Here is a 16,918-nt window from a genome sequence, read left to right as displayed (position 1 = left end):
CGTGTTCTCCTTAAACCTTGACGATCTTCACCGCACACTTTTTAAAGTCAGTTTGTTTTGACAAGGGATCTGTCGCATCTAAAGTGACTTTATTAATGAGCTGGCTAGCATCAAACCAAGGCACGAACACTAAACCCACGGGCGGTTTATTGCGGCCACGGGTTTCAACTCGGGTCTTAATTTCACCGCGACGGGACACCACGCGAATTTCATCGCCACGGCGCAGACCGCGTTTTTTCGCATCTTCAGGGTGCATAAAACATACGGCATCGGGGAAGGCACGATATAGCTCAGGCACACGTTGGGTCATAGAACCCGAATGCCAGTGTTCCAGCACTCGCCCCGTCGACAACCAGATATCATATTCTTCATCGGGTGCTTCTGCGGCAGGTTCATAGGGCAGCGCGAAAATCACCGCGCGACCATCGGGATGACCGTAAAACTCAAAGCCCTTACCCGCTTTAACATAAGGATCTGTGCCTTCACGGAAGCGCCACTTAGTTTCTTTACCATCGACCACAGGCCAACGCAGACCATGAGCCTCATGGTAAACATCAAATGGGGCGAGATCGTGGCCATGGCCGCGGCCAAAAGTCGCATATTCCTCGAATAAGCCTTTTTGGACATAGAAGCCAAAATGTTTAGCCTCATCGTTCAAATACTTAGGATCGGCATCCGCAAGCGGGAATTTATCAACATTACCGTTCTGATACAGGACTTCGAATAGGGTTTTCCCTTTAAACTCAGGGTTCGCCGCTAATACATCCTTAGGCCAGACTTCGTCTGTAGTGAAACGCTTCGCAAACTCCATCAATTGCCACAGATCCGAATGGGACTCACCCGGTGCCTGCACCATTTGATGCCAAAACTGAGTGCGGCGCTCGGCGTTACCGTAGGCGCCCTCTTTTTCCACCCACATAGCGGTGGGCAAAATCAAATCGGCAGCTTGAGTCGTAACCGTCGGATAGGCATCGGACACCACGATAAAGTTGGCTGGGTTACGGTAACCCGGTAAACCTTCTTCATTGATGTTTGGGCCCGCCTGCATATTGTTGTTCACTTGCACCCAGTAACAATTTAAGTCGCCATCTTTTAGACGACGGTTTTGCTCGACGGCGTGATAACCGGGTTTAGGTGGAATAATGCCGCTTGGGATCTTCCAAATATCTTCGGCATGCTTTCTGTGTTCAGGATTGGTCACGACCATATCAGCAGGTAAACGATGGGAAAACGTCCCCACTTCACGGGCCGTGCCGCAGGCTGATGGTTGACCCGTCAAAGAGAATGGACTGTTACCTGGCGTTGAAATTTTACCCATCAAGAGATGAATGTTATAAATCAGGTTGTTACACCACACACCTCGGGTATGTTGGTTAAAACCCATGGTCCAAAATGAGGTCACTTTGATGTCGGGATCAGCATACAGCTTGGCCAGCGCAATCAGTTTATCCTCGGGCACGCCCGACAACTTACTGACTTTTTCGACGCTATAATCCGCCACGAAGGCTTTAAAGGTCTCAAAATCAATTGGGGTTGAATCCCCCGCCGTTTTAACATTTTTCGCTTTTTTCTCAAGGGGATGTGCCGGACGTAAACCATAACCAATATCTGTTGTGCCCTGACGGAAGTTAACGTGTTTCTTCACGAAGTCCCAGTTCACTTTATCATTCTGAATGATGTAGTTAGCTATGTAGTTCAAAATGGCTAAATCGGTTTGCGGGGTGAACACGATCGGCAAGTCGGCCAAATCGAAGGATCTGTGTTCAAAAGTCGACAACACGGCCACTTTTACATGGCTGGCACTGAGACGTCTGTCTGTCACTCGACTCCAGAGGATCGGGTGCATCTCCGCCATATTCGAGCCCCAAAGGACAAAGGCATCGGCGGCTTCCATATCGTCGTAGCAACCCATAGGTTCGTCGATACCGAAGGTGCGCATAAACCCGACCACGGCTGACGCCATGCAGTGACGCGCATTCGGATCGATATTATTCGTTCCAAAACCCGCTTTCATCAACTTAACGGCAGCATAACCTTCCCACACAGTCCATTGGCCCGAGCCAAACATGCCCACAGCAGTTGGCCCTTTGGCTTTAATGGTTTCTTTCCATTTTTGCGCCATGATGTCGAAGGCACTGTCCCAACTGATGGGCGAAAACTCACCGTGCTTGTCGTATTTGCCATCTGTCATCCGCAGCATAGGCGTGGTTAAGCGATCGCTGCCATACATGATTTTCGACAGGAAATAGCCCTTGATACAGTTGAGCCCACGGTTCACTTCACTGTTGGCATCGCCATGGGTCGCAACCACTTTACCGTCGCGAGTTGCGACAATCACGGAGCAACCCGTGCCGCAAAAACGGCAAGGGGCTTTATTCCACTCTAATTTGGTTTGTTCTGAGCTGGTAATTAAGTTGCTTGCGCCAGCGGGCAAGGCTAAACCAGCGGCGCCTGCAGCGGCAATCACCGCATTGGCCTTGATAAAGTCACGTCTGTTCATATTCATTCTTCACCCTCTTCGAGCACTTCACTCTGGTGGTAAACCATAGTGGCTGATAACACGCCCGGAATGGCATTGATCGCTTCGATACTGTCCATCAAGGCGCGTTGCGTCTCGCCTTCGATCACGACGACCAATTTCACTTCGTTGTTGACGGAAAGTTCGGCATTTTCAATGGTCATTATCTGTTGTCTAACATCTGCCATTTTCTGCGGTAAGACCTGCACCACTAAACTGGTGATATGGAGTTCTTTGCTCATCCGACATTCCACTCTTATTTTTAACTATTTGATGATGTTACGTTTAACCAGCGCCCGGTGGACCCGTCAAAATTTGGCTGAACCAAATAGCAAAGCCCAGACCACTGACCAGTAGTACGGACAATAACGGTGCGAGAAACACGGTTAAAAAGATAAAGATTTTCAGTTCTAAGGATTTTTCTTCTGCGGTGCTAGCACTCATGCATCCTCCAAGAGGTGTGTTCCTGCCACTTTGAATGCGCTGCAAAAAATCGCCAGCGGCAGGTTTTATGTATATCTATTGCATCTTTGGATCACGAAGCGATCATACCTTTTAGTTGTTAACAAAATGTATACCTCCAAATTGGTAAAGCGGATGATGCTTGATCCAGATCATCAATTTGATGTGAGTATTCGTCAGATCTCAGTTTTTAAACGTTTTTTGCAATTACAAGTTAGGTGTTTGAATTGATTTTATGATTAATAAGCGACTAAAATGGATAAATCACTGCAAGAAAACAACAGAAAACCCGCAAAAAAAACCTGAGTATTCATAAAGGAGTAGGCAATAGAAAGGTGTTAAAACATGCGAGATAACGACTTGATCCCAAAAGAAAGATATTCGGCATAAAAGCATCGCTGCCACCCAGAAAAAGCGCTCATTTCATGGCGCATCACTGGAGGTATATCGCGTGAGCAGAGTAAGCATAGGGAAAATAAAAAACCGAGAAAATGGTTAGTTTTCTCGGTTTGTTTAGTCATTTCTTGATCGCGTTATTGTTACATCAATCGGACAAAGGCGCTCAGCTCGACCTTTAAATCAGTCTATTAAACCTGTTGAATATGATTCAAAATGCGCTTTTCAGATATCGGATACGCCGTGCCTAACACCTGCGCAAAACAAGAGACACGGTACTCTTCAATCATCCAGCGCGCCTCGATTAACGCAGGTGGTGTCGGCATAGAACGCGGTACTTTAGCCAGTTGTGCGATTAAAGCTTCTTGAACCTTGTTGATGCTCTGCATATGCAAACGGTCACGGGTCGGATCAACGGGCAACTTCTCGACACGGATTTCAATCGCTTTTAAGTAACGCGCCACATCAGCTAAACGATTCCAACCACAGGATTCGACAAACCCTTTAAACACTAATTTGTCTAATTGGCTTTGAATATCACTCATAGCAAAGGCAATATCTAAGCTAATTTTACCCTTAAGACGCTTTTTAATGCTCTGATACAAGGTCAAAATCTGCTCAACCTTCAATGCAATTTGCTCGGCGGTCGGGTTGAGTTCTTGGCGAACCCAGTCCTTTGCCTGCTCAAATTGGGCTTGATTACGCACATCGAGGGCTTTTTCATCCAATAATTGCTGCACAGCGGCGGCAATTATGTCATCAATCAAGATTTGTACTTGACCGAAGGGATTGAAATACATCGCCAATTTCGCCTTATTCGGCAAAGCTTGCTGTAAGTGTTTCACTGGTGATGGAATGTTTAACAGCAATAACCGTCGCAAACCTTGGCGATGGGCATCTAAGGCCTCAAATTCATCATCAAATAATTTGATCGCAACACTGTCTTTTTTATCGATCAGCGCCGGAAACGCCCGCACTTGGTAATTGCCTTTTTGCTGCTGATATTGCTGCGGCAAATCGCCAAAGGACCACTCAGTTAACGCTTCTTGCTCTATACCTTTATCCGCCACCTGACGAATGGCCTTAGCCACAACGCCTTGTAACTCGGCTTTTAAGGTATCGAGCACCCGACCTTCAGCCACTAAGTTGTTTTTATCGTCTTCGATTTTAAAGTTCATCTGCAAATGCGCGGGCAGTTGCGTTAAATCAAAATCTTCCGGCGATATACGCGTGCCACTCATGCGCAATAATTGCTTGCACATGGCCTCAAGCAAACTGGCACTAAAAGGCACCATGGCCTGCACACAAGCGCGGGCATAGTCAGGCGCGGGCACAAAGTTACGTCGTAAACTCTTAGGCAAAGATTTGATCAGCGCGATGCACTTTTCTTCCCTTAGCCCTGCCACTAGCCAATCAAAATCGCTATCGTCGATTTGATTAAGCAGCGCCACCGGTATGTGAACCGACACACCATCATCCGCCGCCGCAGGTTCAAAGTGATAACTCAGCTGCAGGCGCAAATTGCCCTTGTGCCACGTATCGGGGAAATCCAAGGTCGAAATATGGTCGGCATTGCGCTGCATTAACAGTGCTTTGCTGAAATCGAGTAAATCCGGTTGCTCGCGCTTTGCCTTCTTCCACCAGCCAAAAAACAGCTGGGCGTTGTAAATCCCTTCCGGGATCCGCGGCTCGTAAAAGTCCACCAACACTTGCTCGTCCACCAAAATATCGCGGCGACGGGATTTATGCTCGAGGGATTCAATGTCTTCGAGCAGCTTTTGGTTAGCGACAAAAAACGCTTCTTGGGTCTGTAACTGCCCTTCAGCCAAAGCGCTGCGGATAAAAATCTCACGCGCTTCAACGGGATCGATGGGGCCGTATTGCACTTTGCGGCGGTGCACAACCGTCAAGCCGTAGAGCACTTGATTCTCAAGGGCGATAACGCTGCCAGGTTTTGCCTCAAAATGGGGCTCAACATAGCTTTTCTTGATCAAATGCGCCGCTAAGGGCTCTAGCCATTCGGGTTCGATTTTGGCGCAGCAGCGAGCAAATAAGCGTGAGGTTTCGGTAAGCTCAGCCGCCATGATCCACTTAGGGCCTTTTTTGGCCAGTGGCGAACCTGGGAATACAAAGAATTTACGATTACGCGCACCTAAGTACTCGTTATTGTTATCTTTAAAACCCACATGGCTCAATAAGCCCGATAAGAGCGCACGGTGCAAGCTGTCGTAATTGGCTGGTGTATCGTTTAGGCGCCACTTTAAATCGTGTACGGCTTGCTTAAGCTGGGCGTATAAATCCTGCCACTCGCGAACGCGCAAATAGGCTAAATATTCATCGCGGCACTTTTTACGGAACTGACTAGCAGATAACTCTTTTTGTTGATCTTTTAAATGCTGCCACAGGTTTATCCAGCTGACGAAATCGGAACTGGGATCAGCAAAACGGCGATGGGCTTCATCACTGGCTTGCTTCTTCTCCATCGGACGTTCGCGGGGATCTTGAATCGATAAGCCCGCGGCAATCACTAGCACTTCGTTCAAACAACCTAACTGCTGACTCTCGACCACCATACGCGCCAAACGCGGGTCCACAGGAATTTGCGCCAAATTACGCCCAAGTGGCGTCAATACTAGCTTGCCGTGTTTACTCTCAACCGCTTGTAATTCTTCGAGCAACAGGAAACCATCGCGGATATGGCGTGGATCCGGTGGCTCGATAAAGGGGAAACCGGCGATATCACCTAGGCCGATGGCGAGCATCTGCAAAATGACCGAAGCCAAGTTAGTGCGCAAGATTTCAGGATCGGTAAACGCCGGACGATTATTAAAATCCGCCTCATCGTACAAACGAATACAAATACCCGGCCCTACACGTCCACAACGGCCTTGACGTTGATTGGCGCTCGCCTGCGAGATAGGTTCAATCGGTAAGCGTTGCACCTTAGTCCGATAGCTATAGCGGCTAATGCGCGCCGTACCTGGATCAATAACGTAGCGAATGCCCGGCACAGTCAGCGAGGTTTCCGCCACGTTGGTCGCTAATACAATCCGCCGACCTCTGTGACTACTGAAAACTTTAGACTGCTCACCGTAAGATAAACGCGCGTACAACGGCAAAATTTCGGTATCGCGGTAATTACGCCGACTCAATTGCTCGGCCGTATCGCGAATTTCCCGCTCGCCGTTCATAAAGATCAGAATGTCGCCCAGCCCTTCGGCCACCAGCTCATCGACCGCGGCAAAAATGCCTTCGATTTGATCTAAATCGGCATCGCTATCTTGCACCAATGGACGATAACGGGTTTCGACCGGAAAGGTACGGCCCGACACTTCGATAATAGGTGCATTGTTGAAATGCTGAGAAAAACGCTCAACATCTATGGTCGCCGACGTGATGATGACTTTGAGATCGGGGCGTCTTTTAAGGATCTGTTTAAGGTAGCCCAGAATAAAATCGATATTGAGGCTGCGCTCGTGGGCCTCATCTATGATGATGGTATCGTATTGATCGAGATTGCGATCGGAGGTCAATTCCGCCAGTAAAATACCGTCGGTCATCAACTTGATATAAGAGTCACTCTTAAGCGCATCGGCAAAACGCACTTTAAAGCCAACCACTTCACCGAGCGGACTTTGTAATTCTTCTGCGACTCGGCTCGCCACACTGCGGGCTGCTAAACGTCGTGGCTGGGTGTGGCCTATCATGCCACGGCAACCTAGGCCTAATTCCAAACAGATTTTAGGTAACTGGGTTGTTTTGCCCGAGCCCGTTTCACCGGCGATGATCACCACTTGATTGCCCGCAATCGCGCGTGCAATATCATCGCGCATCAAGGAAACAGGCAGGTTTTCAGGATAGTGGATTTTAGGGCGAGCGTTACGGCGCTGCTCAACCTTCTCAAACGCCGCCTGCGCTTGCTCGCTCAGCTGAGCTAAGACTTGGGTCTTTTTATCTGAGTCGGCTTCTTTATTGAGCTTAAATAAACGACGACGGATCCGCGACGCGTCGCTCTGATAACAAAGATTAAGAAAGGCGTTCGATAGCGGATGTTTGTCTGAGTTCAAATCCAAATTCCATTGCTAGCATCAAAAACGGCGATCCTAGCAAGGAAAGTGGCGTAATGGTATTGCTAATTTACTCTGCACTCAGTATATGGCGTGTCAGTTTCGCACTGGCTCGACTTAGATTAAACCGGTGACAGATAACATTGTTGCATATAGATATTCATGGCTTTGAGCACATTGGTGCGATTAATCGTGCCAATTACTTTGCCATGTTCAACCACTGGATACACTTTAGGTTTAGGCCCTAGCATTTGTTCGGCGAGCTGCAAAATACTGTCATCTGGCCCAACGAACAGCACTTCAGTGCGCATGCAATCCTTCACCACTGAGGTCATATCACAGTGATAGCTACTTTTAATCATCACAGCCAAACAATCCTGCTGGGATAAAAAGCCCACCAAATCGCCCGTATCATCAACCACTGCTGCGCCCATTTTATTATTATCTAACAACTTTTCGACCGCAGTCGCGAGCGACATATTAGCGCGCAGCAACACGGGCTGACGATCCATATGGTCGCGGATTTTAATTAAGTCCATAGTCTTTCCCTCGAATTAACCCTACGTTTGTAGTCTAGTCAAAATATCGGCAAGAATGTGCGATTTATATCGATTGGGCTTATCTAGTGCATAAACCCTATGTCAACAAGAGCTAACAGGACAAAAATAGCGTCAACAAAGGCAGCCAGAAAGAGCGACTTAGAGTTAACTGAAGCGAACGCTACAAACTGAAATCAGGCAAGTATCCGATTGAGCTTCAATGATGGCAGGTAATGCCATCCGTCTTCGGTGATCATTTTACTTGTCATTCCAACGCGTTTTAATTCGCTATTGATACAAGTTATAAGTCGATATAAAAGCGATAGCCTACACCGGGCTCAGTCCGCACATACTGAGGTTCACTCGGGGAGTCGCCTAATTTTTGCCTTAAGTGACTGACCACAATTCGTAGATAATGTGTGTCTTCTGTATGAGCGGGTCCCCAAATTTCTTTGAGCAACTGAGTCTGAGTGACAACGCAGTTAGGTGACGACGCCAATTTAGACAATACTGCGTATTCCTTGGGTGTGAGTTCGACAATTTGATGATCAACTTTAACCAGCCTGCGACTTAAATCAATCTGTAACTTGCCGTCATCTAATATGGGTAATTTTTCAGGTTTGATATGGTCCCTTAAAATCGCCCGCACCCTTGCCAGTAACTCTTCCACACTAAAGGGTTTGGTCACATAATCCTGCGCGCCAGCATCTAATGCTGCGACTTTTTCTTTATCTTGATTGCGAACCGACAATACAATCACAGCAACATCGGACCATCCCCGTAACTCCTGTAGCACTTGATGGCCTTCCATATCCGGCAAGCCTAAATCCAAAATGACTAATTCAGGTTGCTGTCGAGCAACAGCTGCGAGCCCTTGCTGACCATTTTCAGCTTCGGTAACGTCATAGCCCTCACTGGTGAGTGCAATCCGCAGCATGCGGCGTATTTGGGTCTCATCATCGATAACCACGATTTTTATTGCCACGTCTCTAGTCCATTCTGTGGTTTATTAAGGATATTTTGGCTAAAAATGATTAGCCAGGAACGGGATAGTCTAACGGCAATTCAACTTCAAAACGAGTGCCTTGCCCCTGTAGGCAATCGGTAACGCGAACACTACCGCCGTGTGCAGCTATCATGCCTTTACAAATAGCCAGCCCCATACCTGTATTCTGTTTTTTCTGATCGCCATCGGCAACCACATAAAACATATCGAAAATTTGATCCCTATGACTGGCGGGAATCCCCGGCCCTCTGTCTTCAATGGCAATACAGCAACGGTGATTAGAAATGGTTAATTCAATACAAATAGGCTCTTCTGGTGGTGAAAATCGAACGGCATTCTCTAGAATGTTAAATAATCCTTGTTCAATCAGCGCCGCATGCACAAAGAGGAGTGGGGGTTCTTTTTCTCTGTGATATTCAACGATTGCATTAGGGAAATAGCGTTTAAGCCTGCCAAGTACGCTGCCAATAATGTCATCTGCCGAAACCCAATCACGCTCTATGCTCAAAGTGCCATGACCCAGGCGTGTCATATCGAGTAGATTTTGGATATAGCTGTCCAAGCGACGGCTTTCTTGCAAAATAGTATCAAGTAGCTCGTTGCGGTCAGCCTCTAGCAATTGTTTATTCAATAATTTTAAGCTCTCCGCCGCCCCCATCATGGCTGAGAGTGGTGATTTTAGATCGTGAGATACTGATGATAATAATGCCGAACGTAACTGCTCAATTTCTGTTTTCACCCGTGCCGATTCAAGATCTGACACTAACTGAATACGCCGCCATGTATTAGCGCCTTGCTGTAACATGGCCAAAATAAGCTCTCTATCAAACGGACTGAGTTCATTGACCGTAGGTTGCCAATCTAAAATCGCCGCGCCAATCGTCGTACCTTCTAGTTCAATGGGGAACACACTCACACCCGATGCGCTCAAGGTATCGCTCAAACGCCCCGCCGCTTGCCCATGGCGCAAGGTCCAATCGATTGCGGCTAAATCAAGGTCGTTAAATGGCGTATTCAGCAGCGGTAAATAGGATCGCTGACCATCTTTACGCTGCAAAACAATATAACAATCGGCATTCACTGAACCAGCAATCTTGCGCCCTATCGTTTGCCAAAGGGCTTTTTCATCATCGGCGACCGATAATTCTTGGGCAACATCTTTTAAGGTTTCAGCATAACGATTTGACTCACGCAGTAAAATAAACTGATTTCTGATCCGAGATGCCGCAGGGCCACTGATAAGCCCTATACACATCAAAAAAATTAAAGTGGCAATATCATCCTGACTATTTACATTCATAGTAAATTTGGGATCAGTAAGAAAAAAATTAAAGCTGAAAAAAGACCACACCGCAGTTGCCATGGCAGGCCTAGCGCCATAGGTTAAACCAATGCTGACAATCAAGAAAACATATAACAACACCAGATTGCCATTACTGAGCCAAGTATCTAAAAATGCCACCAGCGGAAAAATAACCACCACGCCAATCAGCCCAAGAATATGGCCTCGAAGATCACCAAAACTGGCTTTAGGCGTAATAGGATCTCGTACTTGCATTTGGTTTTCGGGTGCGTGATAGACACTCACCTCAACAGGTAAACCAGACTCAATCAAGCGTTGATACAGTCTTTTACGCCACCAAGGATAGGTGCGTTTCACACCCGCGCCGACTAATACTGTGTTAATTCGATGCAGGGCTATGTAAGGTAAAATGGCCTGATAACTGCTCGTGTCGCGTAATACTTCGGTCTGCGCGCCAAGTTCCTTCGCTAAGGCAAAGGCCTCATTTAGCCTTTTCCGCTGATAAAGGCCCAGCGCTTTGCCGGTATCGACCCAAAGCACTAACCAAGGAATTTGCCGCCGCTCGGCAATCTGTCGGCCTATGCGGATCAAGTATTGATGATCACTGCTGTTGCTCACTAAAACCAACAATCTGTCTTTGAGTACAAACTCTGTGCCGAGAGCCTTAGCATCTAGCTCGCAAATCAGCTTGGCATCGACTCGCTCTATGACTTTTTTCATTGCTAATTCGCGCAGTGCAGTCAAATTCGAGACCGAAAAAAAAGCATCTAAAGCCGAGCGAGCATACTCTGGCAGATAAACTTTGCCTTGCTGTAAGCGTTCGATGAGTGTTGATGGCGGTAAATCGACAAATATAATTTCATGGGCTTCATCAAGGAAGCGATCGGGGACTGTTTCCCGTACCCGCACTTGAGTAATTTGCAACACCAGATCATTCAAACTGACCAAATGTTGGATATTGACTGTGGTATAGACATCAATGCCCGCAGCCAATAATTCTGCGACGTCTTGATAGCGCCGTTTATGGCGACTACCGGGGACATTCGTGTGGGCCAACTCATCGACTAAGATAAGCTTAGGCCGACGAAGCAGCGCCGCATCCAAATCGAATTCCGTTAAACGATTATGATGATAATCAATGGGTTTACGTGCCAATACCTCAAAACCCGCTACCATAGCCTCGGTATCGGCACGCCCATGGGTTTCCACCAGTCCAACCAGCAAATCGACACCTTGCTGGGCCATTTCCCTTGCCGCACTGAGCATTGCATAGGTCTTGCCCACGCCTGGTGCCGCCCCAAGAAAAACCGTCAGTTTACCTTTATCATTTTGCTGTATCTGACTTAAGAGCGCATTGGCTTGCTGTGTTTGACTGATTGGTACCACGATTAGAAACTCCTTGAAAGACTCACTATCCAGCGCGCATCACACAGGGACTGGCACTGACTCTGCGATAAATCCGTATCGACATAACCGACACTCAACACATCCTGCTCAGTCATATTGAGGTTCAGCCCAACTCGCCAATCTAAATAGTGGCTATTGCTTGCGGCCATAGAACCTAAAAACAGTGCCATATCTTGCTGAGAAGCAAAAAAATTGCTCCCAAGATGCAGTACTAGACTTACATTAGAGAACAGCTGCGGCTCATAACTGGCATAAACATACTGAAAATCGTCCACATTCTCGCCAAAATAATCAGGAGAATAAACCAGCCCTAACTTAGCATCGGCGTAGCTTACCACAGCATAAATTTCGTTATAACTCAGGTCGGTATCGTCCTGCGAGTATTGGTAACGTATCACGCCTAGGTCCGTTGTTAAGCCATTATCCCAATCTTTAGCCCAGCCAGCGGACAAGTCGAGTTCTAAACTTCCATCCCCAAATTCGATGTTACTGCCCCAAAGCGAGCCATACCAGCCAGAATCATGGCTTAAGCTATACCCTGCTTGAACTGCAGGTCCTTCATCAGTTTGAGAAATACCGCGAAACGCATAATCACTTATGAGCATCACACTCCCTTGACTCTGCCAAGAGGCATTGCCCCCATGAGTCTCAGTGCTGGCAAGCGCGCCCATAGAGAGTGAAGATAATGCCATGATCACACTCGCACAGAGGCGCGAACAAGGAGCTGACTTAATCGGTAACATAAAAATTTATCCTTAAATTCAGTAGAATATTGTTTTATTGAGCGTGTTTAGCAATCTGGTCGAGAGCGAGGTTAAGCTTGAGCACATTGACGCGCGCTTGCCCAAAAATGCCCCACTGCGGTGGTTCGATAAATTGCGCCACTAAGGTCAACACTTGTGGTTCGGCTAACTGTCGAGCCTGAGCCACACGCGCGACTTGCAGTTTGGCTGCTGCGGGTGAAATATGAGGATCCAGTCCCGCCCCCGATGTGGCGAGTAAATCCACAGGAATATCAGCGGCCTGAACGGATTCTCTGGCTTGGATTTCTTGGCTCGTTGCCATCACACGTTCACGTAACGCCGGGTTACTCGGCGCAAGGTTACTACCACCTGTCGCCATAGGATCGTAACCGACAGCGCTCGGCCGACTAAAAAAATAGGCCGGATTAACAAAGGGCTGAGCGATGAACTCAGAACCCATAGCAACATTATCCCTGTTGATCACACTGCCCTTAGCTTGTACGGGAAATAAAGCGCCACCGAGCTGAGTCACTGTGCCGGTATAGACAACGCCACACACAAATAACAGGGCGAGACTGGCTCTCAATCCCATAACGGCATGCTGGGTTTTAGTGGTATATACGATTGAATTCATTACAGTCTCCTAGAGCATAAGGGCAATGATTGAGTCGAGTGTTTTAATGCCGACAAAGGGTAAAATCACCCCACCTAAGCCATAAATCAGCATGTTATTTCGCAGTAATTTTTCTGCACTTATGGGTCTGAGCTTGATGCCTTTTAATGCCAATGGAATTAAGGCGGGAATGATAAGAGCGTTAAATACGAGCGCTGCGAGTACGGCTGAGGTTGGGCTGTGAAGCTGCATCAGATCCAGTGCACCAATCGCAGGCAAAGCCCCCGCAAATACCGCTGGAATAATGGCAAAATACTTAGCCACATCATTAGAGAGAGAAAATGTAGTCAAGGCGCCGCGGGTGATCAGCAATTGTTTTCCGACTTCAACGATAGCCAGTAATTTAGTGGGGTCAGAATCCAAATCCACCATATTGCCAGCTTCTTTAGCGGCTTGGGTACCTGAGTTCATCGCAAGACCTACATCGGCCTGCGCTAATGCCGGCGCATCGTTAGTGCCATCCCCCACCATAGCCACTAATCGACCTTTGGCCTGCTCTGCGCGAATAAGGGCAAGTTTATCCTCAGGTTTAGCTTCAGCGACAAAATCATCGACCCCTGCTTCGGCGGCAATCACGCCAGCCGTTAGCGGATTATCCCCTGTCACCATGATGGTCCGCACACCGAGCGCTCTTAAACGGGCAAACCGCTCCGCAACGCCTGGCTTAATCACGTCACTTAAGGCTATAACCCCTAAAATGTGCGTGCCACTGGCGGCGACTAAAGGAGTCCCCCCCTGCAAAGCCACTTTGCGGATAAGCGCGTTAACTGATTCAGGCCAGTGAATTTGATGCTGCTGCGCCCAAAACTGCATCGCATCGCCAGCGCCTTTAATGCCTTGAATACCATCGGTTAAAATCACCCCAGAAACCCGAGTCTCCGGCGTAAAAGGGATAAAAGTCGCATCCGTAGGTTTGACGGGCAACACCGCGCCCAAATCTATGGCCAATTTGAGTACAGATTTCCCTTCAGGGGTGGGGTCATCGAGGGAAGACAGCACCGCCGCATCACGCAACATCTCAGCTGCAATGCCTTTCACGGGTAAAAATGCGGTCGCTTGACGATCACCGAAAGTGATAGTGCCAGTTTTATCCAGCAGTAACGTATCGATATCCCCCGCAACTTCCACGGCTTTACCCGATTTAGCGACCACATTGGCGGCTAAGGCGCGGTTCATGCCTGCAATACCAATGGCAGGTAACAGGCCACCAATCGTCGTTGGGATCAAACACACTAACAGCGCAATTAACATAGTGTAATCAAGGCTTGCACCGACGAAACCCGCCATGGGTGGCAAAGTCACCACCACGATGAGGAAAACCGCAGTCAATGATGCAAGTAGCACAGTCAACGCCGTTTCGTTCGGTGTTTTCTGACGCTTCGCCCCTTCGACCAGCCCTATCATACGATCTAAAAAGCTATTCCCAGGATCGTTGGCAACCAGCACGGTAATTTCACCCGTAAGTACCTTAGTGCCGCCAATCACACCGGAATGATCTGTGCCCGCTTCACGCAGCACAGCCGCAGATTCACCGGTAATCGCCGATTCGTTGATAGTGGCTATCCCTTCGATGATTTCACCATCGGCAGGAATATAATCACCCTGTAAAACCCTCACCTTATCGCCTTTGACAAGCAAAGTTGCGGATACTGATTCCAACTCACCGTGGCGTATGCGCCGAGCCTGCAAGGCCTCTTTCGCCGACTTTAAGCTGGCCGCTTGTCCACGACCCCTTGCCTCTGCCACGGATTCCGCAAAGTTAGAAAACCACACGGTAAGCAAAAGAATAAGGGTCGTGGCTAACTCAAAACCAACAGTCTCGCCATTGAAGAACTTTTGTCCAGTGATCAAAGCGGCAAGTAAAGCGCCGACCATCACCACGAACATCACAGGGTTACCAGCCATACTCACTAAGGACATTTTCTTTACAGCACCAAAGGCAGCTTGCTTCACGCCAGCGCTATCTAATATTTGAGCAGGTTTATGCATGACTATTTCTCCAGACTCATAGTGGCAAGTTCTAAAGCTTCGCCAATAGGGCCTAATACCGCCGCAGGTAAGAAAGACAAGAAGTTAATGATTAAAATCACAGCAATAAGGGTGAAACAAAAGGTGGGACTCTCGAGCTTCAAGCTCGCGTTACTGTCGGGGCTCACTCTTTTAGTCGACATCATCCCCGCAATCGCCAGCGGTAAAAACAGCGGCAGATATCGACCAAGCAGTAAGGCGATAACGCAGCTGATATTCCACCAAGGCGTGTTATCACCTAAACCTTCAAAACCCGAACCGTTATTAGCAAAAGCGGAGGTATATTCGTAAAAGACTTGCGAAATTCCATGAAAGCCGGGGTTGCTGTTGCCCGTAATACTCGGGATAGCCACAGTGATCGCCGTCAAACCTAAGACGCACAAGGTAGGTAAAACTAATAGACTTCCCAAAAGGGTGATTTCACGGGTTTCGAGCTTACGACCAAATATCTCTGGCGTACGGCCAATCATCAATCCCGATAAGAAAACAGCAATCCACACATAAACGATAAAGTTAACAAAACCGCAGCCAATACCGCCCCATATCGCATTAAGTAACATGCCTGATCGCGTCATCAATCCCCCGATTGGATTGAATGAATCGTGCATGGCATTGACCGAACCGTTAGAGGTTTGTGTGGTAAAAGAAGCCCATAGCGCCGAAAGCTCAGGTCCAAAGCGAACTTCTTTACCCTCCATATTAGGCCCTTGGGCGCTTAATCCCGCAAAGGCGGCGTTGGGTTGCAACTCGCTGTACACAGTTGCCCCAAGAAAACTGACGCTCAATAAACCCATAGCAACCAGAGCCATCAAGGTAAATTTTTTGCGTCTTAGCATTCCGCCAGCCATAAAGACGACGGCCATAGGGATCAGCACTAAGGCAATGGTCTCGATTGCATTACTGACTGGCGTTGGGTTTTCAAGAGGGTTACTACTGTTGGGGCCATACCAGCCCCCGCCATTAGTGCCTAACTGCTTGATGGCCACCATAGAAGCAACGGGCCGATCGGAACGACCTGCTCAGTGATAGGTGATGCAGAATCTAAGGTGTTTACTTTTTGCGCACCGTCAAAACTACTCGGTACGCCTTGCCAAGTCAGTAACAGCGCCACAATAGCCGCTAATGGCAGCATAAGTCTGAGCACACCGCGCACTAAGTCAACATAATAGTTACCCAGATTTCGAGCCTCGCCCTCTTTGGCGCTGTCATTATTCAATCCGCCTAACATTCCCCGCAAAATCGCCACACAAACCGCCAGCGCCATGGCTGGAGTAACAAATTGCAGCGTGACAATGACAAATCCTTGGGATAAATAACTGAGCTGAGCCTGCCCGGAATAGTGCTGTTGATTGGTATTGGTGAGGAATGACACCGCAGTGTGCAAAGCCAGATCCCAAGATAATGGTCCTATACCATCGGGGTTAAGTGGTAGCACATGTTGGAATTTAAGGATAAGAAACGCCAAAATGCCAAGTACCAAGTTGCTGATAAGAAACGCCGCACCATAGGATTTCCATGTCATCCCCGAATGGGCATTTACGCCTATAGCCCGATAAATCCACTTTTCAATGGGATTAAATAAACGATCTGAAAAATGGGACTGACCAGAGAAAACCCCTGTCATATAGGATCCCAACAGCCATGCGAGCCCAAGCGCAGTAGTAAAAATAAGGGTAATTTCAAACATAACGACTCCTAAAACTTATTAGGGGCAAACATTGCCACTGCTAAGTAGATGAAAAGTGCTATGGAAAGTATTAGAAATATCCAGTCCAT

General features: G+C 47.9%; 11 protein-coding genes and 1 pseudogene. All 12 read right to left on the bottom strand.

All coding sequences use genetic code 11. The features are described from left to right. Positions 1-10: 10 nt before the first annotated feature. Positions 11-2,500, bottom strand: coding sequence for a nitrate reductase catalytic subunit NapA (gene napA / locus CKQ84_RS18385; protein ID WP_105253112.1), 2,490 nt, complete (start codon positions 2,498-2,500; stop codon positions 11-13). A gap of 2 nt (positions 2,501-2,502) precedes the next feature. Continuing rightward, a complete protein-coding gene (locus tag CKQ84_RS18380; protein ID WP_028760146.1) occupies positions 2,503-2,760 on the bottom strand; it encodes a chaperone NapD in 258 nt (85 codons plus the stop codon). Positions 2,761-2,803: 43 nt separating this feature from the next. Then, a complete protein-coding gene (locus CKQ84_RS18375; protein ID WP_028760147.1) occupies positions 2,804-2,962 on the bottom strand; it encodes a nitrate reductase in 159 nt (52 codons plus the stop codon). Between the two features lie 605 nt (positions 2,963-3,567). After that, positions 3,568-7,449 (bottom strand): ATP-dependent RNA helicase HrpA, encoded by a 3,882-nt coding sequence (gene hrpA, locus CKQ84_RS18370; RefSeq protein ID WP_105252302.1) that lies wholly within the window; start codon positions 7,447-7,449, stop codon positions 3,568-3,570. A 116-nt stretch (positions 7,450-7,565) separates the two neighbouring features. Then, the gene (locus CKQ84_RS18365; RefSeq protein WP_028760149.1) at positions 7,566-7,982 is read right to left on the bottom strand and encodes a CBS domain-containing protein; all 417 of its coding nucleotides are present in this window, start codon (positions 7,980-7,982) and stop codon (positions 7,566-7,568) included. A gap of 301 nt (positions 7,983-8,283) precedes the next feature. Continuing rightward, positions 8,284-8,967, bottom strand: coding sequence for a response regulator (locus CKQ84_RS18360; RefSeq protein ID WP_028760150.1), 684 nt, complete (start codon positions 8,965-8,967; stop codon positions 8,284-8,286). 49 nt (positions 8,968-9,016) lie between these two features. Beyond that, a complete protein-coding gene (locus CKQ84_RS18355) occupies positions 9,017-11,677 on the bottom strand; it encodes a sensor histidine kinase KdpD (RefSeq protein ID WP_105252301.1) in 2,661 nt (886 codons plus the stop codon). A 2-nt stretch (positions 11,678-11,679) separates the two neighbouring features. Next, positions 11,680-12,441 carry a TorF family putative porin gene (locus CKQ84_RS18350; protein ID WP_105252300.1) on the bottom strand — a complete coding sequence of 254 codons (762 nt, stop codon included), beginning with the start codon at positions 12,439-12,441 and terminating at the stop codon, positions 11,680-11,682. 34 nt (positions 12,442-12,475) lie between these two features. Further along, positions 12,476-13,075 carry a potassium-transporting ATPase subunit KdpC gene (gene kdpC / locus CKQ84_RS18345; RefSeq protein ID WP_105252299.1) on the bottom strand — a complete coding sequence of 200 codons (600 nt, stop codon included), beginning with the start codon at positions 13,073-13,075 and terminating at the stop codon, positions 12,476-12,478. Between the two features lie 9 nt (positions 13,076-13,084). Further along, a complete protein-coding gene (gene kdpB, locus CKQ84_RS18340) occupies positions 13,085-15,103 on the bottom strand; it encodes a potassium-transporting ATPase subunit KdpB (protein ID WP_105252298.1) in 2,019 nt (672 codons plus the stop codon). Positions 15,104-15,105: 2 nt separating this feature from the next. Beyond that, positions 15,106-16,766 (bottom strand): annotated as a pseudogene (gene kdpA / locus CKQ84_RS18335) (potassium-transporting ATPase subunit KdpA). Positions 16,767-16,837: 71 nt separating this feature from the next. Next, complete coding sequence (locus tag CKQ84_RS24210; protein WP_105252297.1) at positions 16,838-16,918, bottom strand: potassium-transporting ATPase subunit F; 81 nt, start codon at positions 16,916-16,918, stop codon at positions 16,838-16,840.

Origin of the sequence: Shewanella sp. WE21, assembly GCF_002966515.1 — a bacterium.
Classification (GTDB): domain Bacteria; phylum Pseudomonadota; class Gammaproteobacteria; order Enterobacterales; family Shewanellaceae; genus Shewanella; species Shewanella oncorhynchi.
The sequence above is the reverse complement of the archived record's forward strand: the minus strand, read 5'-3'. Positions and strand labels throughout refer to the sequence as shown.

Coding starts and splice junctions, on each gene's coding strand:
- napA (WP_105253112.1), bottom strand. CDS start 2,500: ATGAACAGACGTGACTTTATCAAGGCCAATGCGGTGATTGCCGCTGCA.
- CKQ84_RS18380 (WP_028760146.1), bottom strand. CDS start 2,760: ATGAGCAAAGAACTCCATATCACCAGTTTAGTGGTGCAGGTCTTACCG.
- CKQ84_RS18375 (WP_028760147.1), bottom strand. CDS start 2,962: ATGAGTGCTAGCACCGCAGAAGAAAAATCCTTAGAACTGAAAATCTTT.
- kdpB (WP_105252298.1), bottom strand. CDS start 15,103: ATGCATAAACCTGCTCAAATATTAGATAGCGCTGGCGTGAAGCAAGCT.
- CKQ84_RS18365 (WP_028760149.1), bottom strand. CDS start 7,982: ATGGACTTAATTAAAATCCGCGACCATATGGATCGTCAGCCCGTGTTG.
- CKQ84_RS24210 (WP_105252297.1), bottom strand. CDS start 16,918: ATGGACTGGATATTTCTAATACTTTCCATAGCACTTTTCATCTACTTA.
- kdpC (WP_105252299.1), bottom strand. CDS start 13,075: ATGAATTCAATCGTATATACCACTAAAACCCAGCATGCCGTTATGGGA.
- CKQ84_RS18350 (WP_105252300.1), bottom strand. CDS start 12,441: ATGTTACCGATTAAGTCAGCTCCTTGTTCGCGCCTCTGTGCGAGTGTG.